Raw genomic sequence first — 21,291 nt, forward strand, 5'->3', positions numbered from 1 at the left:
CCGTCGGAATGTGACGCACTACACCGTTCAGACTCTTCCCGACTCGCACCGTCGAGCCCGGGAGATTCTGCAGAAGCGCTGGTCGCCGTACTTCGAGAACGCCTCGCCCGCCTGGGTCGTGACCGCCGGCACGAAGGCGGCAGTAGTGGTCGTCGGAATCTCGAAGATCATCATCGTCGTGCCCGGCCTGACGGGGAGCGAGTACGCGATCGCCCTGTCCGGCGCACGACCTTATGAGCAGGATCGGCGCCTGGTCGGCCTGTCGGACTCGGCCGGCTTCGTCGAGAAGGTGCTGTTCGGCGATCCCGGTGACGCGGAGACCTTCGTCGATATGGCTCAAGGTCGTGCGGCGAGAGCCTCGGAAGCCGCTGAGACCCATCGACGCGCACTCGACGAGATCGTCATCGTGACGACCGATTCGTTGCCGGGATTCACAGTGCGTGCCGTGCAGGGAGAGGTCTTCGGCGTGGTGGTGCGTGCCCGGAACATCTTCGCGAACCTGGGTGCGAGCTTGCGGACGGTCGCGGGTGGGGAGGCCGCCGGCTACACCAAGCTGATGGAGGACACCCGCAACGAGGCGCGGGAGCGTCTCGCACGGGCCGCGGTGGACCGCGGTGCCAACGCAGTACTCGCTATGAGGTACTCCTCGACCGAGGTCGCGGATCTCATGAGCGAGGTCATTGCCTATGGCACGGCGGTCACGGTGGTGCCGATCGGCCGGGACGCGGGTGGTTCGTAGCAGCCCTGGGGTCGCCCCCGAGCCGCGACATGGATCAGTCTGCGTATCAGCGCACGAGCGCGCGCAGCGTGTCGGTGAAGACCGCGGTGACGGCGGTCCGGTCGACCTGCTCCGGATCGGTGCCGTACTCGAGGGCCAGCCCGAGCCGCAGAGACTGCAGGGTCAGCGCGAGCTGCTCCGGCGACACCGTGAGCTCCAGACCGAGGTTCTCGCAGGCCGTCGCGAGGGTGGCGGCGAGCTCGTCGCGCAGGCTGCGGCGCACCTCGACGTAGACGTCGCGTACGTCGGGATCGTGGCCGGCCTGCTGGGCGATCTCCACGAGCAGCCGCGCCCAGGTGCCCTGCTCGACGATCCCGGTGGCGAAGACCTCCGCGATGTCCTCGAGTGCTCGTTCCGGACGCCCCTTGGACCGGATCTCCTCGGTGCTCGTCGCGAGCTGGGTGCGGACACGCTGCTCGATGAGCTCCGCGAGCAGCGCGTGCTTGCCCGCGAAGTTGGAGTAGACCGCGCCCTTGGTGAACCCGGCGGCGTACGCGATCTCGTCGAGCCGCGCGGCGGCGAAACCGCGGTGGGCGAACACCTCCGCCGCCGCGTCGAGCAGGCGGCGGCGGACCTCGTCGCGCTTGACCCGGGGGACCGGTCCGGTCACCGCGTCCGGCCTCGTCGTGTGTCCATGGTCAGCAGGATACCCAGGGTATCGAGCTCGACCGATGAGGTCGGCCCGACCCATCCCTTACAGGGGCGAGCATTGTGCTGAATGGTGAGTTCAGCTGGTACGACTGATGCGAATCCAAGTTTATAGCGTGATCTGTTCTTGGTGTTCTGAGCGTTGACTCGATGGCTGAGCAGCTCAGCAGCGCGACTCATCGTCGATGGGGTCGAAGAGGTTTGCCATCGCCAACGCCTCCACGCGATGCGCACTGCCGCGTGCACTTCTCAACTACGTTACCGCTCACTGCCAGTGGACGGAGATTGGACGCTATGGGCGACCTGGGTTGCGATGATGTGCATAGATCAGTGCTGTTGGCAGCTCTCGATGTCGGCTTCAAGTTCAAGCAATCCGACTCTGTCTACGAGACCCGCGCGGCTGCGACCGAGATTCGCGACCGCATTGTGAGATCGCTGCCTCGTGAAGGATGCACGGTCGAGCGACTCCTCGAACAGTTCGTCATCGACATCCTGCCGTTCTGTAAAAACGAGGCGAGCCCCCGATTTCTCGGGTTCGGGGACACGGGCGATGACGTCGCCGCCCTCGCCGGTGAGATTATTTCGATCTTCCTGCAGCAGAATCTCATCAACCAGAGCTTCGATGCGCCGAGCGCCACCTTCGTCGAGATCGCTGTACTGCGTTGGCTGAGGGAGCTCGTTGGCTTGTCCGTTGGGGCCGTTTCCGAGGTGTCGTCGGTTTGGGATGTGGGTGGCATCATCACTCATGGAGGTACTGCGAGCAACGCTGCTGCCATGATGCTTGCCCGCGAACAGCGACGGCCTGGCACGATGCTGCGGGGCGTGAAAGATTCGAATCAGTTCTCTGTGGTCGTGCCACGAGGTATCGGACACTGAACTCTTTCCACTTGGCGTCAGCCAGCGAGGATGAGGGTTTGGATCGCGTTGACCAGCGCGGTGGTGCGCTGCGGGCAGCACCTGATCTTCCGCAGGACTTTCCAGCTCTTGAACATCGCGTTGGCGCGTTCCCCAGGCCCGCGTTGCGCCGCGTGGGCGGCGTTGACCTCCCGCTGCGCCGGGGAGAGCCGCCGGCGCTCACCGGTGTCCCGATCGGCCGGTCGCCGGCGCTGCGGGAGATCGAACGTCGGGCTGGCGCCGCGGTATCCGCTATCGGCGACCACCTGCACCCGGGCAGCGGCGAGGGCGTCGATGATCCCGTGCTCGCGGGCGGCACCCATGTCGTGCCGCGCACCGGGCAGCGCCGGTGAGGCCCAGACCAGCCGCCCGGCCGGGTCGCTGATGACCTGGACGTTCATGCCGTGGCACTTCCATTTCCCCGAGTAGTACGGGCGGTCACGTCCCGAAGCCATGGCGACCCGGTCGATCCGCAGCAGGGTCCCGTCGAGGATCACGAACGCCTTCCGTAGCGCCACCGCGACCGCTTCGGCCAGGGTCGGGGCTTGGGCGGCGAGGACGTCGATCGCCTCGCGGATGTAGCGGAACGCTGTGGTGGTGCCGATTCCGAACCCGGCGGCGAGGTCGGGGTAGGTCTCGCCCTTGCGCAGGTGCGCGAGGGCGAGCAGGGCGTGGCGGCTGACCGGGAGTCGCCGCCAGCGGGTACCGCGCTGGTTGCGGCTGCGCTGCAGGGCGTTGGTCAGGGTGATCAGCGCGCGGCTGGACACCGACAGCGCGGACGGGTAGGAAAGCACCGGAGCTCCTGGTGGACAACGAGTTGATCTAGGCAATCACTCGTCTACCAGGGGCTCTTCTACTTTCCGGGCCCGCCACGCCGGGCACGACCAGCCGCATGATCACCAGGTTGGAAAGGGTTCACTACAGTGTTCGAAGCTCGCTGGGATGGATCGGCGTAGGCGCTCAGATCGTAGAGGTTGACTGCGTCAATTATCGATACGATTTGAATAGTCTGCGATCAACGTTGAGGCGTTGTGGCGATCGAGTGATGGCAGTCGTTGCATATGCGGGTGACAGTCGAACGCAGACAATCGATCAGCTTCGCGCGGTGAACGACATAGTCCGTGCGCAGGACTCAAAAATCTGGCTACACGCAGACGCATGTTGGGGTTTCCTGTGCGCGTTCAGCGAAAATCTCCGCGGCCGTATCGACGGTATCGAGCTCTACGACAGCATTACCGTCGATGCTCACAAGATAATGGACGTCCCCTACAGTCTGAGTGCGTTACTCGTTCGAGAGCCACGGATGCTTCGCATGATATCCAGCTACTCGGATCTGATCATGCAGGAAGAATTCGCATTCGGTCAGGTGACTCCCTTCGTTGGATCGCGTGGATGGTTGTCGCTGAAGTTGTGGATGATGATGCAGGCGCGGGGGATTTCCGGGCTGTCGCAGATGGCGGAGGATCGTGTAGCAAAGGCTGAATGGTTCGCTCAGATCGTAGACGAGCATCCCAGATTTGTCCTGGTTAATCAGCCCGACCTCCTGGCGGTGGCGTTTATGTACGTTCCCGGCAGTATTAATTTTCAGACAGGTGGGCTTACGCCAGCCGATCTCGATCGGCTGAATTCGCTAAACGTTTCGATCCATGCTCGTCTCCTGGATGAAGGGGTCTGGCACCTGCATCAATTCAGCGTTCTCGATGGCCGGGGAGTGCTTCGCCCCGGCTTCGTCCTCCATCCGCTCCGGTTGATGGCGAACAACGACAGGACGACCAGGTCCCACATGATTCAGGTCTTGGAGTACGTGGAGCGCCTGGGTAGGACAATGGAGCGTGCCTCGGATGGTTGAGTCTCAACAGTTCCGGGCTGTCTATGAATCGGCTGGTGTCTACGATGAGCGGCTTTTGCCTCACTACTACGGTGGAGTCGAAGACGTCGACATCGTCGCCCGTCACCTCCTGGGGAAATTCGGAAGGCCAACCAGTTCTCTCGATGTCGTCGAATTTGGCTGCGGGACGGGTCGAATCTCCCAGGTGCTCGTCCCGTATGCGGAGAAACTCACTGCATGCGACTACAGTCAGGTCATGATCTCGGCTATTCAGGATCGCTTTCCTTGCGTCGAAACGATGGTCGGCGACACGAGGGATCTCGTGGCGAAGCTGCACGAGGATGGGCGGGGCGGGGCATTTGATGTCGTAGCTGCATTCTGGTCGCTCAGCTATCCTATCGGCGAGTTTTTCGAGACGATGAGCGCGGACGGAATCATCCCGGTAACGGACTTCGCTGCAGCCTCCCGAGCTGCGGAAGATTTTGTATCGAGTATGGTCTCGCTCCTGGCTCCGGGTGGCCGGCTCATTGCGCTGTACTTTGATAGTGACACGCCGGAGCAGAAGCTGGTGACGCGTATGTGGGAGCGCATCGCTTCGTTCCCTGACGGGGGGCGTGGCTATACCCGCAAAGTACTTCTCCGTGCCCTTCGTTCCGCGGAAGACACGGGAGTCGGAACGTTGTCCGTCGCCCGATACGGTGGATGCGCGCTGGCCGCGGATGCCTCCACTGCGCGCGAGTGGTTCAACGTCGTCCACTTCAAGGGGCTGCCCGCACTGGTCGGTGATTCGGCTGTCGCGAGGGAGCTGGACGACTTCATCGGGGCGCGGACGACCCCGACCGGAGAGGTTCTGCTCCCCAGTGGAGTGCATCTCGTCGACTTCCAACGGGTCAACCACCCGCTCAGCCACGTCCCTCCGAGGTACTGATGGAAGCCACGCACGGAGTATTCGACACCGCAGTCCGGCTCTCACGTCGATTCGCAGGGCCCGGTGGCTATGGGATCGCCTACGGCTCTCATGCAGCAGGAATTTCCTCCCGGCAATCGGATCTTGATCTCGTCGTCATCTCGGTGGAGCCTCTCGGCGTAGTGGAGATCGACGAGCTGGTCGCAGGAGTCACGGTGTTGCATCACGAACACGGTCTTCTCCTGGATACCGAGGTCGATCACATCAAGAAGATCCATGCCACTGTGCGCGACGTCGACTCCGCGACGTCGTTGCGTTGCTTTCCACTTCAGGCGAACGGCGAGGTTGATCTCCCGGCTGTCGTTCCGCAATCGTGGTTTCTCAACTCCGATACGTTCCGGCTGCGTCTGCTCCTTAACGCTCTCACCACGCCACACGTCTTCCTCGACGGTGATATCGGCCGGTTCGACCAGGATCGTCGTGCGGCCGAAAGGGCTGTGGCTCTCCTGGCGATGGCGGCGAGTCGAAGCGTCAGTCCATCGACCCGGGTACTGATGCGTGTCCTGTGCGTGCGGAGCGACGGTTCCGCGGGGGAGGACTTTCTCGGCTACACGCCGGGTCCTCATCTGTATTCGGTACTGCGGCGGGGTCTGGCCCGGTTACGGGACGAGAATCTGGTCACGACCATCGACGGCGACCGCTACGAGTACGACCCTACGAGTATCCGTACGGCGATCGCCCAATCCCGTGACCAGGCGTGGCGGCGTGGACTGATGCAGGGATGATGGCCGAGCATCGGCTTGAAGACAGCAGGCCGGTTGAACGAGGGAAGGGAACTTCGTGAGCAGTCATCGGATCCAATCGCTGACCGAACGCATCGCAGATCTGGTGTCCGAGGCCATCGACCGTCGTCACCCGGAGTTCGCCGGCTCCGATCCGATTATCCGCCCGTCCGGCCGAGCCGACTTCCAGGCCAACGGTGCGCTCGCGTTGGCGAAGCATGCCGAGGTCCCACCCCGGGATCTCGCGGCCGGACTCGCGGACGAGGTGAGTGCCGCCGACGTCATCGGATCCGTCGAGCTTGCGGGGCCGGGGTTCCTCAACATCACCGTTCCCGACGCGATGATCTGGTCGCAGGTCGCTGCCCGTCTCGGCGACGACCGATTCGGTGTCGCTGCTCCTGAGCGGGGGCGTCGCACGGTGGTCGACTACTCCGCGCCCAACATCGCCAAAGAAATGCACGTGGGCCACCTGCGCACCACCATCATCGGTGACTGTCTGGTCCGGGTCCTCGACTTCCTCGGTGCGGATGTCGTCCGGCAGAACCACCTCGGCGACTGGGGAACCCAGTTCGGGATGCTGATCCAGTATCTAGACGAGCACCCCGACACCACCTGGCGACTCGACGACCTCGACGGGAACACGTCCGCGGTCTCGGCGCTCGACGGTCTCTACAGGAATTCCCGCGCGACGTTCGAGGCGGACGCCGATTTCGCAGATCGGGCCCGCCGCCGCGTGGTGGCACTCCAGTCCGGGGATCCGGCGACGATCGCGGTCTGGTCCGAGATCGTCGCCGAGTCGGAGAAGGCGTTCCGCGGCATCTATGACCGTCTCGGTGTGCTGCTGACGGCCGACGACTCGGTCGGGGAGTCCTTCTACAACCCGTTGCTCACCGGCACCGTCGACGAACTCGTCGCCGACGGCATCGCCGTCGACAGCGACGACGCGCTGGTGATCTTGTCCAACGAGGTCGACGGCCCCGACGGTGAGCCGGTGCCGCTCATGGTGCGGAAGCGCGACGGCGGCTACGGCTACGACACGACCGATCTCGCGACCATCCGCTACCGCATCCGTGACCTCGAGGCCGACCGGCTGCTCTACGTCACCGACTCACGTCAGTCGTTGCACTTCCGTCTCGTCTTCGAGGCCGCCCGCCGCGCGGGATGGCTCACCGAGGGCGTGCGGGCCGAGCACGTCCCCTACGGCACCGTTCTCGGGCCCGATGGTCGTCCGTTCAAGACCCGTGCCGGAGGGACGGTCCGTCTCATGGACCTCCTCGACGACGCCGTGAGCCGTGCCCGCGCCGTCGTCGCCGAGAAGAACCCGGACCTCGACCCGGCGGAACTCGACCGCATCGCCGAGCAGGCCGGGATCGGGGGCGTCAAGTACGCCGACCTGTCCACGTCGCGTGTCAAGGACTACGCCTTCGACGTCGACCGGATGGTCTCGTTCACCGGCAACACCGGTGTCTATCTCCAGTACGCCCATACGCGGATCCGGTCGATCCTGCGCAGAGCGGGGGAAGGCTCGCACGCGGTCGACGGCGGCGTGGCGCTCGACGGCGCGGAGCGGGCCCTCGCACTGGCGCTCGACAGCTATGGCGAGGTCCTGGTCGACGTTTCCATGAGCCTCGAACCGCACCGGCTGTGCGGCTATCTCTACGAGCTCGCGCGAGCCTTCACGTCCTTCTACGAGGCGTGTCCGGTTCTGGGCTCGGAGGATCCGGTCCGCGGCAATCGTCTCGCGCTCTGCCGGCTCACGGCGCGGACCCTCGGCCACGGTCTCGGCCTGCTCGGCATCGCTGCGCCGGACCGGATGTGATCGAGGGGCGACAATAGGAAACAACGCAAACGGCCCCTCACCCTGCGTGAGCAGGTGAGGGGCCGATTGTGCTGTGGGCACTCGATGTGCCCCCGGCAGGATTCGAACCTGCGCTCCCGCCTCCGGAGGGCGGTGCTCTATCCCCTGAGCTACGGGGGCCGTGCAACAGGGAGAACACTAGCGCACCACCCCACCCCCTCCACACGGGGGGTGGTGATCGTCAGCTCATCGGGAGCGGCTGCGCTCCGCGCTCCGACAGCAGGCCGCGCATCAGCTCGGACTCGGCCGTCTGCGCGCTCAGCATCTGCTCGGAGAGGTTGCGGACCTCCGCGGTCTGCGCGTGGTCACGGCCGTACTCGAGCATCGACACCCCGCCCTCGTGGTGGCGCAGCATCAGCTGCAGGAAGACGACGTCGAGCTGCTGCCCGGCCGGCGTCGCACGCATCCGGGCGAGGTCCTCGGTGGTCGCCATCCCGGGCATCTGCGCCATGCCACCGCCGTGCTCCGCGTGACCGCCGTGGCCCGCGTGCGCGTCGGCCATCCAGGCCATGTGGCCGTCGGTGGGCAGGTTGGGCGCGTTCCACAGCCCCAGCCAGCCCTGCATCCGGCCGATCTGCTGGTTCTGCAGGCTCTCGATGTCGAACGCGAGCTGCCGGACCCTCGGGTCGGCGGCGCGGTCGCGCTCCCACGAGGCCATCTCGACGGCCTGGCGGTGGTGCACGGTCATGTCCTGGGCGAAGCCGACGTCGACCGAGCCCGGCTCGGGCACGTAGGGCCCGAAGGCCCCGCGCACGGCGAACCCGGCGACCAGCACCGCCGCGACGGCGAGCACGGCGAACGTGACGGTCAGCGGGTTCCGCCAGGCGGACCGCTCCGGGGCGGGGCTCACTGGCCCGGGACCACCGGGTCGGGGGCGGGGGCGCCGCCCGGGTTCGCGCCCTCGTTCTCCGGGAACACGGTCTGCTTGTCGACCGCGGTCTGCGGCGGGATCGGGGCGAACGGCGGCGGGTTGTCCTGGTCGAAGCCCTGGGCGCCGAGCGCGTCACACGACGCTCCGACCTCGGGGTGGGTGAAGCGGTTGGTCCGCAGCGACCGGATGAACTGGTCGATCCGCTCGTCCTCGGCGTCGGTCAGCTTGAGCTGGTGACCCCAGGACTGCAGCGAGATCGGGGAGTCGAGGCCCGGGTAGGGCGACATCACCGTGTACGGCTGCCCCTCGACGCGCTGACGCAGCGACCCGAGGGCGGCCTCGTCGACCTGGTCCGGGTTGTAGGTGATCCAGATCGCGCCGTGCTCGAGCGAGTGCACGAGGTTCTCCGAGCGCACCGGCTGGGGGTAGACGACGCCGTTGCAGGCCGCCCAGAAGCCGTCGTGCGCGCCGCCGAACGGCGGGCTGTGGGTGTAGGCGACCGACTGGAACCCGAGGACGTGCTGCAGGCCGGGGTACTCCTGGCTCACGATGCCCTCGATCGCCAGCGACGGGTCGCGGTTCTCCTCGCTCGGGGTCCACTGCGCGTTCTGGCCGCGCTGCAACAACGGGTAACCGATGAACCCGGCGGCCAGGGCCACGATGACGACGACGGCCGCGACGGTCCCCCAGGGGATCTGGCGCTGGTTCACCGCCCCCACCGACGGCGGACGCTTCTTGCCGGACGACTTGCCGCTGGCCATGCGGGGATCCTGTTCGTGGTCGGCGGGCGGGCCACCGAGTCTAGGGACGCCCGGCCAGTGCCCCGTCCACCACCCGTGGACCGGGGCCGATACCAGCATGAAGGTGCCCGCGGTCACCTCCTAGAATCCCGATGGTGAATCCCGACGTTCTCGCCGATCTGGTCCGTGACGTCGCGCGGGACGTGCTGGCCCGACGCGACCTGGACGTCTCCGCGCTGCCCGCGGACGCCGGCGTCGAGCGTCCCCGCAACCCCGAGCACGGCGACTACGCCACGAACATCGCGCTGCGCACCGCCAAGAAGGCCGGGGTGAACCCGCGCGAGCTCGCGACCTGGCTGGCCGAGGAGCTCGCGACCCGCGACGGCGTCGCCGGCGCCGAGATCGCCGGGCCGGGCTTCATCAACCTGCGGCTGGCCGCGGACGCGCAGGGTGCGATCGTCGGCGAGGTGCTCGCGCAGGGCGAGCGCTACGGCACCGGCGACGAGCTCGCCGGCACCCGGATGAACCTCGAGTTCGTCTCGGCCAACCCGACCGGTCCGATCCACCTGGGCGGCACCCGCTGGGCCGCCGTCGGCGACGCGCTCGGCCGGGTGCTGGTCGCCCGCGGCGCCGACGTCACCCGCGAGTACTACATCAACGACGCGGGCGCCCAGATCGACCACTTCGCCGCGTCCCTGATCGCCGCCGCCACGGGCGCGCCCACCCCGGAGAACGGCTACGGCGGCGCCTACATCGGCGAGATCGCCGAGCGGGTGGTCGCCGCCGAGCCCGGCATCCTGGAACTGCCCGAGGCCGAGCGGCACCAGGCGTTCCGCCGGACCGGCGTCGCGCTGATGCTCGAGGAGATGCGCCGGTCGCTGCACGAGTTCGGCACCGACTTCGACGTGTGGTTCAGCGAGCTGTCGCTGCACGAGTCCGGCGCCGTCGAGGACTCGGTCCGGCAGCTGAAGGACGACGGCAGCCTCTACGAGAAGGACGGCGCCTGGTGGCTGCGCTCCACCGAGCAGGGCGACGACAAGGACCGGGTCGTCATCAAGAGCGACGGCACCCCGGCCTACGTCGCCGGTGACATCGCCTACCTGCGGGACAAGCGCGGCCGCGGGTTCGACCGGTGCCTCTACATGCTCGGCGCCGACCACCACGGCTACACGGTGCGGCTGAAGGCGGTCGCCGCGGCGTTCGGCGACGACCCGTCGGTCGTCGAGGTGCTGATCGGCCAGATGGTCAACCTGATCCGCGCCGGCGAGCCGGTCCGGATGAGCAAGCGGGCCGGCACGATCGTCACCCTGGAGGACTTCGTCGACGCCGTCGGTGTCGACGCGGCCCGCTACTCGCTGGTGCGGTCCTCGGTGGACTCGACGCTGGACATCGACCTGGACCTGGTGTCGAGCCGGACCAGCGAGAACCCGGTCTTCTACGTCCAGTACGCGCACGCCCGCCTCTCGTCGCTGGCCCGCAACGCGGCCGACCTCGGCGTCGAGCCGGGTGACGGCTACGGCCTGCTCGTCCACGACCGCGAGGGCGACCTGATCCGGACGCTCGGCGAGTTCCCCGACGTCGTCCGCACGGCGGCCGAGCTGCGGGAACCGCACCGGGTGGCGCGCTACCTGGAGTCGCTCGCCGGGGCCTACCACAAGTTCTACGACTCCTGCCGCGTCCTGCCCCAGGGCGACGAGGAGATCTCCGACCTGCACCGGGCCCGGCTGTCGCTCTGCGGCGCCGCCCGACGCGTGCTCGCCAACGGGCTCGGCCTGCTCGGCGTCGGCGCGCCCGAACGGATGTGACACCCATGCGCGCTCACCCCGCCGGCCCGCTGCACGCCGGCATCACCCCCGCACCCGAGTCGGCCGGTCCGCGCCCGGAGTCGGCCGCCGCGATGGACGCCCTCGCCCCGGCCGTGTGGCCGCGCGGCGCGGCCCGCGGCGACGACGGCGCCCTGCGGATCGCCGGGACCGACGTCCGCGACCTCGCGGCGGCCCACGGCACGCCGCTGTTCGTGCTCGACGAGGCCGACTTCCGCTCCCGCTGCGCCGAGTTCGCCGCCGCGTTCGGGGCGTCCGCCGTGCACTACGCGGCCAAGGCGTTCCTGTGCACCGAGGTCGCCCGCTGGGTCGCGCAGGAGGGCCTGTCGCTCGACGTCTGCTCCGGCGGCGAGTTGGCCGTCGCGTTGCGTGCCGGGTTCCCTCCGCCGCGGATCGCGTTGCACGGCAACAACAAGTCCGTCCCGGAGCTGGCGGCGGCGGTGGACGCCGGTGTCGGCGGCGTCGTCGTCGACAGCTTCGACGAGATCGCCCGCCTGGAGGCCGTCGCGGCCGAGCGGGGCGTGACGGCGCCGGTGCTGATCCGGCTGACCGTCGGCGTCGAGGCGCACACCCACGAGTACATCGCGACCGCGCACGAGGACCAGAAGTTCGGCTTCTCGATCGCCGCGGGCAGTGCCGGCGAGAAGGACTCGGCGGCGATCGAGGCCGCCCGCCGGGTGGTCGCCGCCCGGCACCTGGAGCTGGTCGGGCTGCACAGCCACATCGGCAGCCAGATCTTCGACACCGAGGGCTTCGAGGCCGCCGCCCGCCGCGTCGTCAAGGTCCTCGCCGACCTGCACGCCGAGCACGGCACGGAGAACCTGGCCGCGCTGCGCACCCTCGACCTGGGCGGCGGCATCGGCATCGCCTACCGCCCCGGCGAGGTGCCGCTGTCCATGCCGGCGCTGGCCGAGGAGCTGCGCGCGATCGTCAAGCGCGAGTGCGCGGCGTCCGGGCTGGACGTCCCGGCGATCGCCGTCGAGCCGGGCCGGGCCATCGCCGGGCCGGGCACCGTCACCGTCTACGAGGTGGGGACGATCAAGGACGTGCCGCTGGGCGGGTACTCCCGGCGCTACGTCAGCGTCGACGGCGGGATGAGCGACAACATCCGCACCTCGCTCTACGACGCCGAGTACGACGTCCGGCTGGTGTCGCGATCGTCCGAGCGGGACTCGGTGCCGGGCGGCGACGAGCCGGTGCTGTCCCGGGTGGTCGGCAAGCACTGCGAGTCCGGTGACATCGTGGTGCGCGACTGCTGGCTGCCGGCCGATCTCGCGCCGGGTGACCTGCTGGCGGTCGCGGCCACGGGTGCGTACTGCTACGCCATGGCGTCCGGTTACAACCGGCTGCCGCGGCCCGCGGTCGTCGCGGTGCGCGAGGGGGCCGACCGGACCCTGTTGCGCCGCGAGACACTGGAGGACCAGTTCCGGTTCGAGGTGTGAGCGATCCCGCGGGCCGGGTGACAACGGCCACCCGGCGCTGCCCGGGAGGGTCTGACCAGGAATGATCGGCGCCCGCTGAGGGGTGGGCGCGGTACTCGAGGAGGGCACGTGGCGAGCGGCGAGGGCTCCGTGGGACCGGCGGCCGTCCGGGTGGCGCTGCTGGGCTGCGGCACCGTCGGCACCGAGGTGGTACGTCTGATCACCGGGCAGGCCGACGACCTGACCGCGCGGGTCGGTGCCCCGGTCGAGCTGGTCGGCGTCGCCGTCCGGCGGCCGCACCGGCACCCGTGGTTGCACGAGAACTTCGGGCACCTGGTGACCACCGACGCGTCGGAGCTGGTCACCCGCGACGACGTCGACGTCGTCGTCGAGGTGATCGGCGGCATCGAACCGGTGCGTGGCTGGTTGCTGGAGGCGTTGAAGGCCGGCAAGTCGGTGGTGACGGCGAACAAGGCACTGCTGGCGGAGGACGGGCCGACGCTGGCCGAGGCCGCGGACGCGTCCGGCGCCGACCTGTACTACGAGGCCGCGGTGGCCGGTGCCATCCCGCTGCTGCGGCCGTTGCGCGAGTCGCTCGCGGGGGACCGGATCACCCGGGTCGCCGGGATCGTCAACGGCACCTCGAACTTCATCCTGTCGGCGATGTCGGCCGGTGGGACCTCCTACGCCGACGCGCTGGAGGAGGCCACCCGCCTCGGGTACGCCGAGGCGGACCCGAGCGCCGACGTCGACGGCTACGACGCGGCCTCCAAGGCCGCCATCCTGGCCACACTGGCGTTCCACACCCGGATCACCGCGTCTGACGTGCACCGCGAGGGCATGCGCGAGGTCAGTTCGGCCGACGTCGCCGCCGCCCGGAGGCTCGGCTGCACGATCAAGCTGCTGGCGATCTGCGAGCGGGTCGTCGACACCGCGGCGGACGGCACGGCCACCGAGTCGGTGTCGGCCCGCGTCTACCCGGCGATGGTCCCCGAGTCGCACCCGCTGGCCCGCGTCGACGGCGCCTTCAACGCGGTGTTCGTCGAGGCCGAGGCCGCCGGCCAGCTGATGTTCTACGGCCAGGGCGCCGGCGGTGCGCCCACCGCGTCGGCGGTGCTGGGTGACCTGGTCGCGGTCGCCCGCAACCGGGTCGGCGGCGGACGCGGGCCGCGCGAGTCGGCGTACGCGAGCCTGCCGGTCCGCCCGGTCGGCGAGGTCCCGACCCGGTACCACGTCGACCTGGAGGTCGCCGACCGTGAGGGTGTGCTCGCCGCGATCGCCGGCGAGTTCGCCCGGCACGGCGTCTCGATCGCGGCGGTCCGGCAGACCGGTGGGGTGAACGGCTCCGTCGACCGGCCCGACGGCTCGGACCGCAGCCAGGCCCGGCTCACGGTCGTCACGCACTCCGCGCCGGAGGCGGCACTGGCCGCCACGGTCTCCGCGCTGCTCGATCTCGACCACGTCCTCGGTGTGGCCGGTGTGCTGCGCGTCGAGGGCCTCGGCCGTGCGGTCAGCGCACTGGGCATGGGCGAATGAGCCCGGAGCCGGTGCGCGCCGCCGCGCCGCGACCGGAGGAACGGTGCACGATTTCCGGCTGCCGCCGGAGGAACACGGGAGGCGACCGGCGATGACCGGCAGCGTGCAGAACGTCCGGGGGCCGGCCGCCGGCCGTCCGGATCTCGCGGCGCAGGTGGCGGGCGCGGTCGCGCCCCCGCCGCCGGGCCACTGGCCCGGGATCATCGAGGCGTACCGGAACCGGATGCCGGTGCAGCCGGACTGGACCGTGGTGACCCTCGGTGAGGGCGGCACCCCGCTGCTGCCGGCCCCGCGGCTGTCCGAGCGGACCGGCTGCCAGGTGTTCCTGAAGGTCGACGGGGCGAACCCGACCGGGTCCTTCAAGGACCGCGGGATGACGATGGCGGTCACCGCGGCACTCGCCGAGGGCAAGCAGAGCGTGCTCTGCGCCTCCACCGGCAACACCTCGGCGTCGGCGGCCGCCTACGCGACCCGGGCCGGGATGACCTGCGCGGTGCTGGTGCCGCGCGGCAAGATCGCGCTCGGCAAGCTGGCCCAGGCCGTCGCGCACGGGGCCCGCATCCTGCAGATCGACGGCAACTTCGACGACTGTCTGGAGCTCGCGCGCAAGACCACCGCGGACTACCCGGCGATCGCGCTGGTCAACTCGGTGAACCCGACCCGGATCGCCGGGCAGGCGTCGGCCGCCTACGAGATCTGCGACCAGCTCGGGCAGGCCCCCGACATCCACTGCCTTCCGGTCGGCAACGCCGGCAACATCACCGCGTACTGGCAGGGCTACCGCGGCTACCACGCCGACGGCGTGATCTCCGAGCTGCCGCGGATGTTCGGCTTCCAGGCCGCCGGTGCCGCGCCGCTGGTGCACGGTGCTCCGGTCACCGAGCCGGAGACGATCGCGACCGCGATCCGGATCGGCGCCCCGGCGTCGTGGAAGGGCGCGACCACCGCGCGCGACGAGTCGGGCGGGCGTTTCGCCGCCGTCACCGACGACGAGATCCTGACCGCCTACCGGATGCTCTCCGCCGAGGAGGGTGTGTTCGTCGAGCCGGCGTCGGCGTCGAGCGTCGCCGGGCTGCTGCAGTCGCACGCGGACGGCTCGCTGCCCACCGGGTCGCTGGTCGTCTGCACGGTGACCGGGCACGGCCTCAAGGACCCGGACACCGCGCTGCTCACCGCGCCGGACCCGGAGATCGTCCCGATCGACCCTGGCGCCGTCGCGGCGGCCCTCGAGCTGGCCTGATGGGACGTCCGACGCGCGTCCGGATCCGCGTCCCGGGTTCGACGGCGAACCTGGGGCCCGGTTTCGACTGCCTCGGGATGGCGCTCGGCCTGTACGACGAGATCGACGTCGAGGTCCAGCCGACCCCCGGGGTGTTCGTGGACGTCGCGGGGGAGGGCTCCCGGTTCGTCCCGCGCGACGAGCGGCACCTCGTCCTCCGTGCCATGCGGCAGGCGTTCGAGGTGTTCGGAGGGGCCCCGGTGGGGCTGCGGCTGCGCTGCACGAACGCCGTGCCGCACTCGCGCGGGCTGGGCAGCTCGGCGGCCGCCGCCGTCGCGGGCGTGACGGCGGCCGCGGTGCTCTCGGGGCACGACCACGAGCTGGAGCGCGACGCGGTCCTGCAGATCGCCGCCGGGATGGAGGGCCACGCCGACAACGCCGCGGCCAGCCTGCTCGGCGGGTTCGTGGTCGCGTGGGAGGTGCAGGGCTCGGCCCGCCGCTTCCACGCGGAGAAGCTCGACGTGCACCCGGACGTGCGACCGGTCGCCCTCGTGGCCGGGACCGAGTCCTCGACCAAGACCACCCGTGGGCTGCTGCCCGAGCAGGTCCCGCTGGGGGACGCGGCGTTCACCGGCAGCCGCTGCGCGCTCGCCGTGCTGGCGATGACCCGGCGACCCGAGCTGCTGCTCGCGGCGACCGAGGACCGGCTGCACCAGCCCTACCGGCGGCCGGCCTACCCGTCGTCGTTGCGGCTGGTGGAGGCGTTGCGCAGCCACGGCGTCCCGGCCGCGATCTCCGGCGCCGGGCCGACGGTCCTCGCGCTCACCTCGGACGGGACGGTGCCCGCCGACGTCGACACCGACGGTTTCGCGGTCCGCGCGCTGCCGGTCGACACCGACGGCGTCCGCGTCGAGATCGTCTGACGTGAGCAACGCGACCCGGTTCGTCGGCGCGTCGCGGTGGGGGGTTGTTGCCGCCCAGGGGCGATACGTCTAGTCTCGCCGGTGCATGGCGATCCACGCGACATCGGCGTAGTCTTGCGGCCGGGCCCGCTCGCCCGATCTCCTTTTCTGACTGGACTCGGAATCCCGAACGGGCGGCCTGACTCCCACGACGTCGTTGTGGGCACCATCTTTGTGAATGCTGCCGGTGCGGGCTCTCCGCGCCGGTCGAGCGTGCGACATTTTCCCTGACCTGGACAGGACAACCGGGTCGGTCAGGAAGGAACTCTGTGAGCGAGACCGATCTCGCCGGTACCGGGACCGCGTCGAACGAGGCGGCGCCCCGCCGTCGCGGTGGCCTGTCCGGCATGGTGCTGGCCGAGCTGCGTCAGCTGGCCACCGAGCTGAACGTCCCGGACATCTCCGGTATGCGGAAGGGCGATCTGATCGCCGCGATCAAGGAGCGTCAGGGCGGCGCGGCCGCGCCGGCGCGCAAGTCGCGGTCGAAGTCCGGTTCCGACGGCGCCGAGACGCCGCAGCTCCCCCTCGGCGACACCGGTGCGGACACCACCGCGCCCGCCGCCAACGGCTCCGGTGGTGCGGCGAAGCCCGCCGCCACCGAGGAGGCCCCCGCGCCGCGCACCCGCCGCCGTCGTGCGGCGACCCGGCCCGCCGGGGCCCCCGAGTCGGCTGCCGAGCCGGCCGACGCCCCCGCGAGCACGCCCGCCGAGGCCGCTCCCGTGACGCCGGCCGCCGAGGCCGTGAAGGCCCTGACCGCCGAGAGCGCTCCGGCCGAGGCCCCCGCCACGACGGACCGCGAGCCGAAGACGGGCGACGACCGCAACGACGACGGCCAGGACGGCGGCGGACGCCGTGCCCGCACCCGGCGCCGCGGCGGCCAGGGTGGCGACGACGCCCCGCGCGACGGCGGCCGGGACGGCCAGAAGGACTCCGGCCAGAAGGACTCCGGCCAGAAGGACCCGGGCGAGAAGGACCAGGGCCGGAAGGACGCGGGCCAGCGCGACGCCGGTCAGCGCGACGCGCAGTCCGACTCCGGCTCCGACGACGGCCGTGACGGCGGCCGCGGCCGCAACCGCAACGACGGTGGCAACGACCGCAACAACGACCGCAACAACGACCGCAACAACGACAACGGCCGCGGCGGCAACGACCGCAACGACAACGGCCGGGGCGGTCGCAACCGCAACGACGACAACGACGGCGGGCGGAACAACCGCAACCGCAACCGGAACGACAACAACGACGACCTGGACGACGACGGCGACGGCCGCGGCCGTCGCGGGCGCCGCTTCCGGGACCGTCGCCGGGGCCGGGACCGCGAGCGCACCGGCGGGGGCGGCGGCAACGTCGACACCGAGATCCGCGACGACGACGTCCTGCTGCCGGTCGCCGGCATCGTCGACATCCTGGACAACTACGCGTTCGTGCGGACCACCGGCTACCTGTCCGGCCCGACCGACGTCTACGTCTCGATGTCGATGGTGCGCAAGAACGGCCTGCGCCGCGGTGACGCGATCACCGGTGCGGTCCGCCAGCCCCGCGAGGGCGAGCAGCAGCGCCAGAAGTTCAACCCCCTGGTGCGGGTCGACACCATCAACGGCCGCGACCCCGAGTCCGCGCGCCAGCGTGCCGAGTTCACCAAGCTGACCCCGCTCTACCCGAACGAGCGGCTCCGCCTGGAGACCGACCCGACCCAGCTCACCACCCGGGTCATCGACCTGGTGATGCCGGTCGGCAAGGGGCAGCGCGCCCTGATCGTCTCGCCGCCGAAGGCGGGCAAGACGACGATCATGCAGAACATCGCGAACGCGATCACGACGAACAACCCCGAGTGCCACCTCATGGTCGTCCTCGTCGACGAGCGGCCGGAGGAGGTCACCGACATGCAGCGGTCGGTGAAGGGCGAGGTCATCGCCTCGACCTTCGACCGCCCGCCGTCGGACCACACCACCGTCGCGGAGCTCTCCATCGAGCGGGCGAAGCGCCTGGTGGAGATGGGGCACGACGTCGTCGTCCTGCTGGACAACATCACCCGTCTCGGCCGCGCCTACAACCTGGCCGCGCCGGCGTCGGGCCGGATCCTCTCCGGTGGTGTCGACTCGACCGCGCTGTACCCGCCGAAGCGCTTCCTGGGCGCCGCGCGGAACATCGAGGACGGCGGCTCGCTGACGATCTTCGCGACCGCGCTGGTCGAGACCGGGTCCACGATGGACACGGTGATCTTCGAGGAGTTCAAGGGCACCGGCAACGCCGAGCTCAAGCTGGACCGCAAGATCGCCGACAAGCGCGTCTTCCCGGCGATCGACGTCGGCGACAGCGGCACCCGCAAGGAAGAGCTGCTGATGTCGCCGGACGAGCACGCGGTGATGGTCAAGCTCCGTCGCGTCCTCTCGGCGCTGGACGACCAGCAGGCGATCGACCTGGTGCTCGACCGGCTCAAGAAGACCAAGACCAACATCGAGTTCCTGATGCAGGTCGCGAAGAACGCGCCCGGCAAGGACGAGGACTAGGTCGCAGGCCACGCACCCGGGCCCCGGTGGGAATTCCACCGGGGCCCGGGTGGTTGAATGGTCCGTCAGCTTCCCGGCTCCGGTTCACCCGCCCGTGCGGGACCCGGCGGCCACCGAGAGGAGAAATCCCATGCGCGAGGGCGTCCACCCCCAGTACGTCGACACCCAGGTCACCTGTGGTTGCGGCAACCAGTTCACGACCCGGAGCACCAAGGCGAACGGTGCGATCACCGTCGAGGTCTGCTCCGCCTGCCACCCGTTCTACACGGGCAAGCAGAAGATCCTGGACTCCGGCGGCCGCGTGGCCCGCTTCGAGGCCCGCTACGGGAAGCGCGGCGCCCGCGCCGGCCAGTAGCTCCCGTCACGGCGCCCGTCACCTCGTTCCACGAGGAGGCGGGCGCCGTTTCGCGTCTCCGGCCTCGGAGGCGCCCCCTCCCCTCCGGACGAAGGATCGCGCGCGATGGCCAGCCAGTCGGTCGACTCCCTGCTCGACGAGTACGCCGAGCTCGAGCAGCGCCTCGCCGACCCCGAGGTGCTGGCGGACCAGGTGCAGGCCCGCAAGCTGGGCAAGCGCTACGCCCAGCTCGGGCCGGTGGTGCGGTGCGCCCGAGACCTGGCGCAGGCCCGGGAGGACCGCGACGCGGCCCGTGAGCTGGCGTCCGAGGACCGGTCGTTCGCGGCCGAGGCGGACGCGCTCGACGTCCGGGTCGTCGAGCTGGAGACCGAGCTCGCCGAGCTGCTGGTCCCGCGCGACCCGCACGACTCCGACGACGTCCTGATGGAGGTCAAGTCCGGGGAGGGCGGCGAGGAGTCCGCGCTGTTCGCCGGGGACCTCGTCCGGATGTACACCCGCTACGCGGAGTCCCGCGGCTGGAAGGTCGAGCTGCTCGGCTCCACACCGTCCGACCTGGGCGGGTTCAAGGACGTCACGCTCTCCGTGCGGTCCAAGGACCCCGCGCAGGGCGCCTGGGCGGCGCTGAAGTTCGAGGGCGGCGTGCACCGGGTGCAGCGGGTGCCGGTCACCGAGTCCCAGGGCCGCATCCACACCTCCGCGGCCGGCGTCCTGGTGTTCCCGGACGCCGACGAGACCCCGGACGTGGAGATCGACGAGAAGGACATCCGGGTCGACGTCTTCCGGGCGTCCGGCCACGGCGGGCAGAGCGTCAACACCACCGACTCCGCGGTCCGGATCACCCACCTGCCCAGCGGCATCGTCGTGAGCTGCCAGAACGAGCGCTCCCAGCTCCAGAACAAGGCACGTGCGATGGACGTGCTGCGCGCCCGGCTGCAGGCCAAGGCCGAGGCCGAGGCCGCCGAGGCCGCCTCCGAGCAGCGCCGGTCCCAGGTCCGCACCGTCGACCGCTCCGAGCGGATCCGGACCTACAACTTCCCGGAGAACCGGATCTCCGACCACCGGGTCGGTTTCAAGGCGCACAACCTCTCGTCGGTGCTCGACGGGAACCTGACCGACGTGTTCGCCGCCCTCACCGCGGCCGACCGCGCCGAGGCGATGGCGGGGGAGAGCGGGGACGAGTGATCGCCCGCCCGTGTGATCTGCGGGTCCGCACCCGTGTCCCCGGTGCTGTCACGGGCGACACTGGGGCCGTGACCAGGAACGTCCGGTGAACCGGCTCCCGTTGCGGGTGGCGATCGCAGAGGCGGAACGCACCCTGGCGGCGTCCGGGGTGGCGTCGCCGCGGGTCGACGCGGAGCTGCTCGCCGCGCACGTCTCGGGCCGGAGCCGCTCCACGCTGCTGCTGACGCCCCTGGTCGACCCGGGCGTCGTCGAGGAGCTGAAGGTCCTGGTGAAGCGCCGGGCGGCCCGGGAGCCGCTGCAGCACATCCTCGGCACCGCGGTCCTCGGCCCGGTCGAGGTCGCGGTCGGGCCGGGGGTGTTCACCCCGCGCCCGGAGACCGAGCTGCTCTTCGAGTGGGGCCTCGGTGCGCTCCGCGACGTGCGCCGCCCCGTCGTCCTCGACCTGTGCACCGGGTCCGGTGCGCTGGCGCTCGCGTTCGCGGTGTCCCGGCCGGACGCCGCCGTGCACGCCCTGGAGGCCGATCCCGCGGCACTGGTGTGGACACGCCGCAACCTCGACGCGCACGTCGGCCGGGGCGGGCGGCCGGTGACGCTGCACGCCGCCGACGTCCGCTGGCCGGACCTGCTCGTCGAGCTGGAGGGCCGGGTCGACCTGGTGGTCTGCAACCCGCCCTACGTCCCGGACGGGACGCCGGTCCCGCCGGAGGTCGAGCGGTGGGACCCGCCCGGCGCGGTGTTCGGCGGGCCGGACGGCACGGAGATCATCCAGGCGGTCGTGCGCGGAGCCACCGGCTGGCTGCGGCACGGCGGGGCGCTGGCGATCGAGCACGACGACACGCACGGCGACACCGTGCCCGCACTGCTGCGTCGCCGTCGGACCCTCGCCGAGGTCACCGAGCACACCGACCTGACCGGCCGTCCCCGGTTCGTCACCGCCCGCCGGGTGCCGTTCCGGGACTGACCGCCGCCCCGGCCCG

19 protein-coding genes and 1 tRNA gene are annotated in these 21,291 nt (G+C 70.2%); 15 read left to right on the plus strand and 5 right to left on the minus strand.

The features are described from left to right. Positions 1-10: 10 nt before the first annotated feature. Positions 11-739 carry a YbjQ family protein gene (locus tag PP1_RS22095; RefSeq protein WP_010243928.1) on the plus strand — a complete coding sequence of 243 codons (729 nt, stop codon included), beginning with the start codon at positions 11-13 and terminating at the stop codon, positions 737-739. Between the two features lie 46 nt (positions 740-785). Here PP1_RS22095 and PP1_RS22100 read toward each other — a convergent pair whose 3' ends face one another. Then, a complete protein-coding gene (locus PP1_RS22100) occupies positions 786-1,388 on the minus strand; it encodes a TetR/AcrR family transcriptional regulator (RefSeq protein WP_010243926.1) in 603 nt (200 codons plus the stop codon). Between the two features lie 332 nt (positions 1,389-1,720). On the opposite strand from PP1_RS22100, the gene PP1_RS22105 reads away from it, so the two are divergent. Next, positions 1,721-2,302, plus strand: a complete 582-nt coding sequence (locus tag PP1_RS22105; protein WP_139323955.1) for a pyridoxal-dependent decarboxylase — start codon at positions 1,721-1,723, stop codon at positions 2,300-2,302. A 17-nt stretch (positions 2,303-2,319) separates the two neighbouring features. On the opposite strand, the gene PP1_RS22110 is transcribed toward PP1_RS22105, so the two are convergent. After that, on the minus strand, positions 2,320-3,114 hold the full coding sequence (locus PP1_RS22110) for an IS5/IS1182 family transposase (RefSeq protein WP_010227053.1): 795 nt from the start codon (positions 3,112-3,114) through the stop codon (positions 2,320-2,322). Between the two features lie 98 nt (positions 3,115-3,212). On the opposite strand from PP1_RS22110, the gene PP1_RS22115 reads away from it, so the two are divergent. The 4 genes from PP1_RS22115 (at position 3,213) to argS (PP1_RS22130) (ending at position 7,656) form a co-directional block, all read left to right on the plus strand. Continuing rightward, positions 3,213-4,169, plus strand: coding sequence for a pyridoxal phosphate-dependent decarboxylase family protein (locus PP1_RS22115; RefSeq protein WP_075314669.1), 957 nt, complete (start codon positions 3,213-3,215; stop codon positions 4,167-4,169). Beyond that, complete coding sequence (locus PP1_RS22120) at positions 4,162-5,076, plus strand: class I SAM-dependent DNA methyltransferase (protein WP_010241970.1); 915 nt, start codon at positions 4,162-4,164, stop codon at positions 5,074-5,076. The genes PP1_RS22115 and PP1_RS22120 overlap by 8 nt, the downstream gene beginning before the upstream one ends. Next, positions 5,076-5,840 (plus strand): hypothetical protein, encoded by a 765-nt coding sequence (locus tag PP1_RS22125; RefSeq protein ID WP_139323954.1) that lies wholly within the window; start codon positions 5,076-5,078, stop codon positions 5,838-5,840. The genes PP1_RS22120 and PP1_RS22125 overlap by 1 nt, the downstream gene beginning before the upstream one ends. A gap of 103 nt (positions 5,841-5,943) precedes the next feature. Then, on the plus strand, positions 5,944-7,656 hold the full coding sequence (gene argS / locus PP1_RS22130) for an arginine--tRNA ligase (protein ID WP_010241973.1): 1,713 nt from the start codon (positions 5,944-5,946) through the stop codon (positions 7,654-7,656). 87 nt (positions 7,657-7,743) lie between these two features. Here argS (PP1_RS22130) and PP1_RS22135 read toward each other — a convergent pair. The 3 genes from PP1_RS22135 to PP1_RS22145 form a co-directional block, all read right to left on the minus strand. After that, positions 7,744-7,815, minus strand: a tRNA-Arg gene (locus tag PP1_RS22135). A 61-nt stretch (positions 7,816-7,876) separates the two neighbouring features. Then, positions 7,877-8,545 carry a DUF305 domain-containing protein gene (locus PP1_RS22140; protein WP_010241975.1) on the minus strand — a complete coding sequence of 223 codons (669 nt, stop codon included), beginning with the start codon at positions 8,543-8,545 and terminating at the stop codon, positions 7,877-7,879. Continuing rightward, a complete protein-coding gene (locus PP1_RS22145; RefSeq protein WP_010241976.1) occupies positions 8,542-9,327 on the minus strand; it encodes a DUF3105 domain-containing protein in 786 nt (261 codons plus the stop codon). Before PP1_RS22145 ends, PP1_RS22140 begins: the two co-directional genes overlap by 4 nt. 134 nt (positions 9,328-9,461) lie before the next feature. Here PP1_RS22145 and argS (PP1_RS22150) point away from each other — a divergent pair, with 134 nt between their 5' ends. From argS (PP1_RS22150) to prmC, 9 genes are all read left to right on the plus strand, one after another. Beyond that, positions 9,462-11,111 (plus strand): arginine--tRNA ligase, encoded by a 1,650-nt coding sequence (argS, locus tag PP1_RS22150; RefSeq protein WP_029240020.1) that lies wholly within the window; start codon positions 9,462-9,464, stop codon positions 11,109-11,111. 5 nt (positions 11,112-11,116) lie between these two features. Beyond that, complete coding sequence (lysA, locus tag PP1_RS22155; protein WP_010241978.1) at positions 11,117-12,571, plus strand: diaminopimelate decarboxylase; 1,455 nt, start codon at positions 11,117-11,119, stop codon at positions 12,569-12,571. 108 nt (positions 12,572-12,679) lie between these two features. Then, positions 12,680-14,086 carry a homoserine dehydrogenase gene (locus PP1_RS22160; RefSeq protein WP_010241979.1) on the plus strand — a complete coding sequence of 469 codons (1,407 nt, stop codon included), beginning with the start codon at positions 12,680-12,682 and terminating at the stop codon, positions 14,084-14,086. A 223-nt stretch (positions 14,087-14,309) separates the two neighbouring features. Further along, positions 14,310-15,326: a threonine synthase gene (thrC, locus tag PP1_RS22165; RefSeq protein WP_238592009.1), complete on the plus strand. Its 1,017-nt coding sequence runs from the start codon at positions 14,310-14,312 to the stop codon at positions 15,324-15,326. Further along, entirely contained in the window at positions 15,326-16,228 is a 903-nt protein-coding gene (thrB, locus tag PP1_RS22170) for a homoserine kinase (protein WP_010241981.1), read from the plus strand. Before thrC ends, thrB begins: the two co-directional genes overlap by 1 nt. A 308-nt stretch (positions 16,229-16,536) precedes the next feature. After that, on the plus strand, positions 16,537-18,777 hold the full coding sequence (gene rho / locus PP1_RS22175; RefSeq protein WP_075314668.1) for a transcription termination factor Rho: 2,241 nt from the start codon (positions 16,537-16,539) through the stop codon (positions 18,775-18,777). A gap of 130 nt (positions 18,778-18,907) precedes the next feature. Further along, positions 18,908-19,132, plus strand: coding sequence for a 50S ribosomal protein L31 (rpmE, locus tag PP1_RS22180; RefSeq protein ID WP_010241986.1), 225 nt, complete (start codon positions 18,908-18,910; stop codon positions 19,130-19,132). A 105-nt stretch (positions 19,133-19,237) separates the two neighbouring features. Beyond that, a complete protein-coding gene (prfA, locus tag PP1_RS22185; RefSeq protein WP_010241988.1) occupies positions 19,238-20,314 on the plus strand; it encodes a peptide chain release factor 1 in 1,077 nt (358 codons plus the stop codon). An 85-nt stretch (positions 20,315-20,399) separates the two neighbouring features. Continuing rightward, entirely contained in the window at positions 20,400-21,275 is an 876-nt protein-coding gene (gene prmC / locus PP1_RS22190; protein ID WP_010241989.1) for a peptide chain release factor N(5)-glutamine methyltransferase, read from the plus strand. Positions 21,276-21,291 lie beyond the last annotated feature (16 nt).

Origin of the sequence: Pseudonocardia sp. P1 (genome assembly GCF_000178675.2) — a bacterium.
In the GTDB taxonomy this organism is placed as follows: Bacteria; Actinomycetota; Actinomycetes; order Mycobacteriales; family Pseudonocardiaceae; genus Pseudonocardia.

What these genes read in the sequence shown, in the direction of transcription:
- PP1_RS22105 (WP_139323955.1), top strand. Translation starts at nt 1,721, where the DNA reads ATGGGCGACCTGGGTTGCGATGATGTGCATAGATCAGTGCTGTTGGCA.
- PP1_RS22115 (WP_075314669.1), top strand. Translation starts at nt 3,213, where the DNA reads ATGATCACCAGGTTGGAAAGGGTTCACTACAGTGTTCGAAGCTCGCTG.
- PP1_RS22120 (WP_010241970.1), top strand. Translation starts at nt 4,162, where the DNA reads ATGGTTGAGTCTCAACAGTTCCGGGCTGTCTATGAATCGGCTGGTGTC.
- PP1_RS22125 (WP_139323954.1), top strand. Translation starts at nt 5,076, where the DNA reads ATGGAAGCCACGCACGGAGTATTCGACACCGCAGTCCGGCTCTCACGT.
- PP1_RS22145 (WP_010241976.1), bottom strand. Translation starts at nt 9,327, where the DNA reads ATGGCCAGCGGCAAGTCGTCCGGCAAGAAGCGTCCGCCGTCGGTGGGG.
- lysA (WP_010241978.1), top strand. Translation starts at nt 11,117, where the DNA reads ATGCGCGCTCACCCCGCCGGCCCGCTGCACGCCGGCATCACCCCCGCA.
- thrC (WP_238592009.1), top strand. Translation starts at nt 14,310, where the DNA reads ATGCCGGTGCAGCCGGACTGGACCGTGGTGACCCTCGGTGAGGGCGGC.
- thrB (WP_010241981.1), top strand. Translation starts at nt 15,326, where the DNA reads ATGGGACGTCCGACGCGCGTCCGGATCCGCGTCCCGGGTTCGACGGCG.
- rpmE (WP_010241986.1), top strand. Translation starts at nt 18,908, where the DNA reads ATGCGCGAGGGCGTCCACCCCCAGTACGTCGACACCCAGGTCACCTGT.
- prfA (WP_010241988.1), top strand. Translation starts at nt 19,238, where the DNA reads ATGGCCAGCCAGTCGGTCGACTCCCTGCTCGACGAGTACGCCGAGCTC.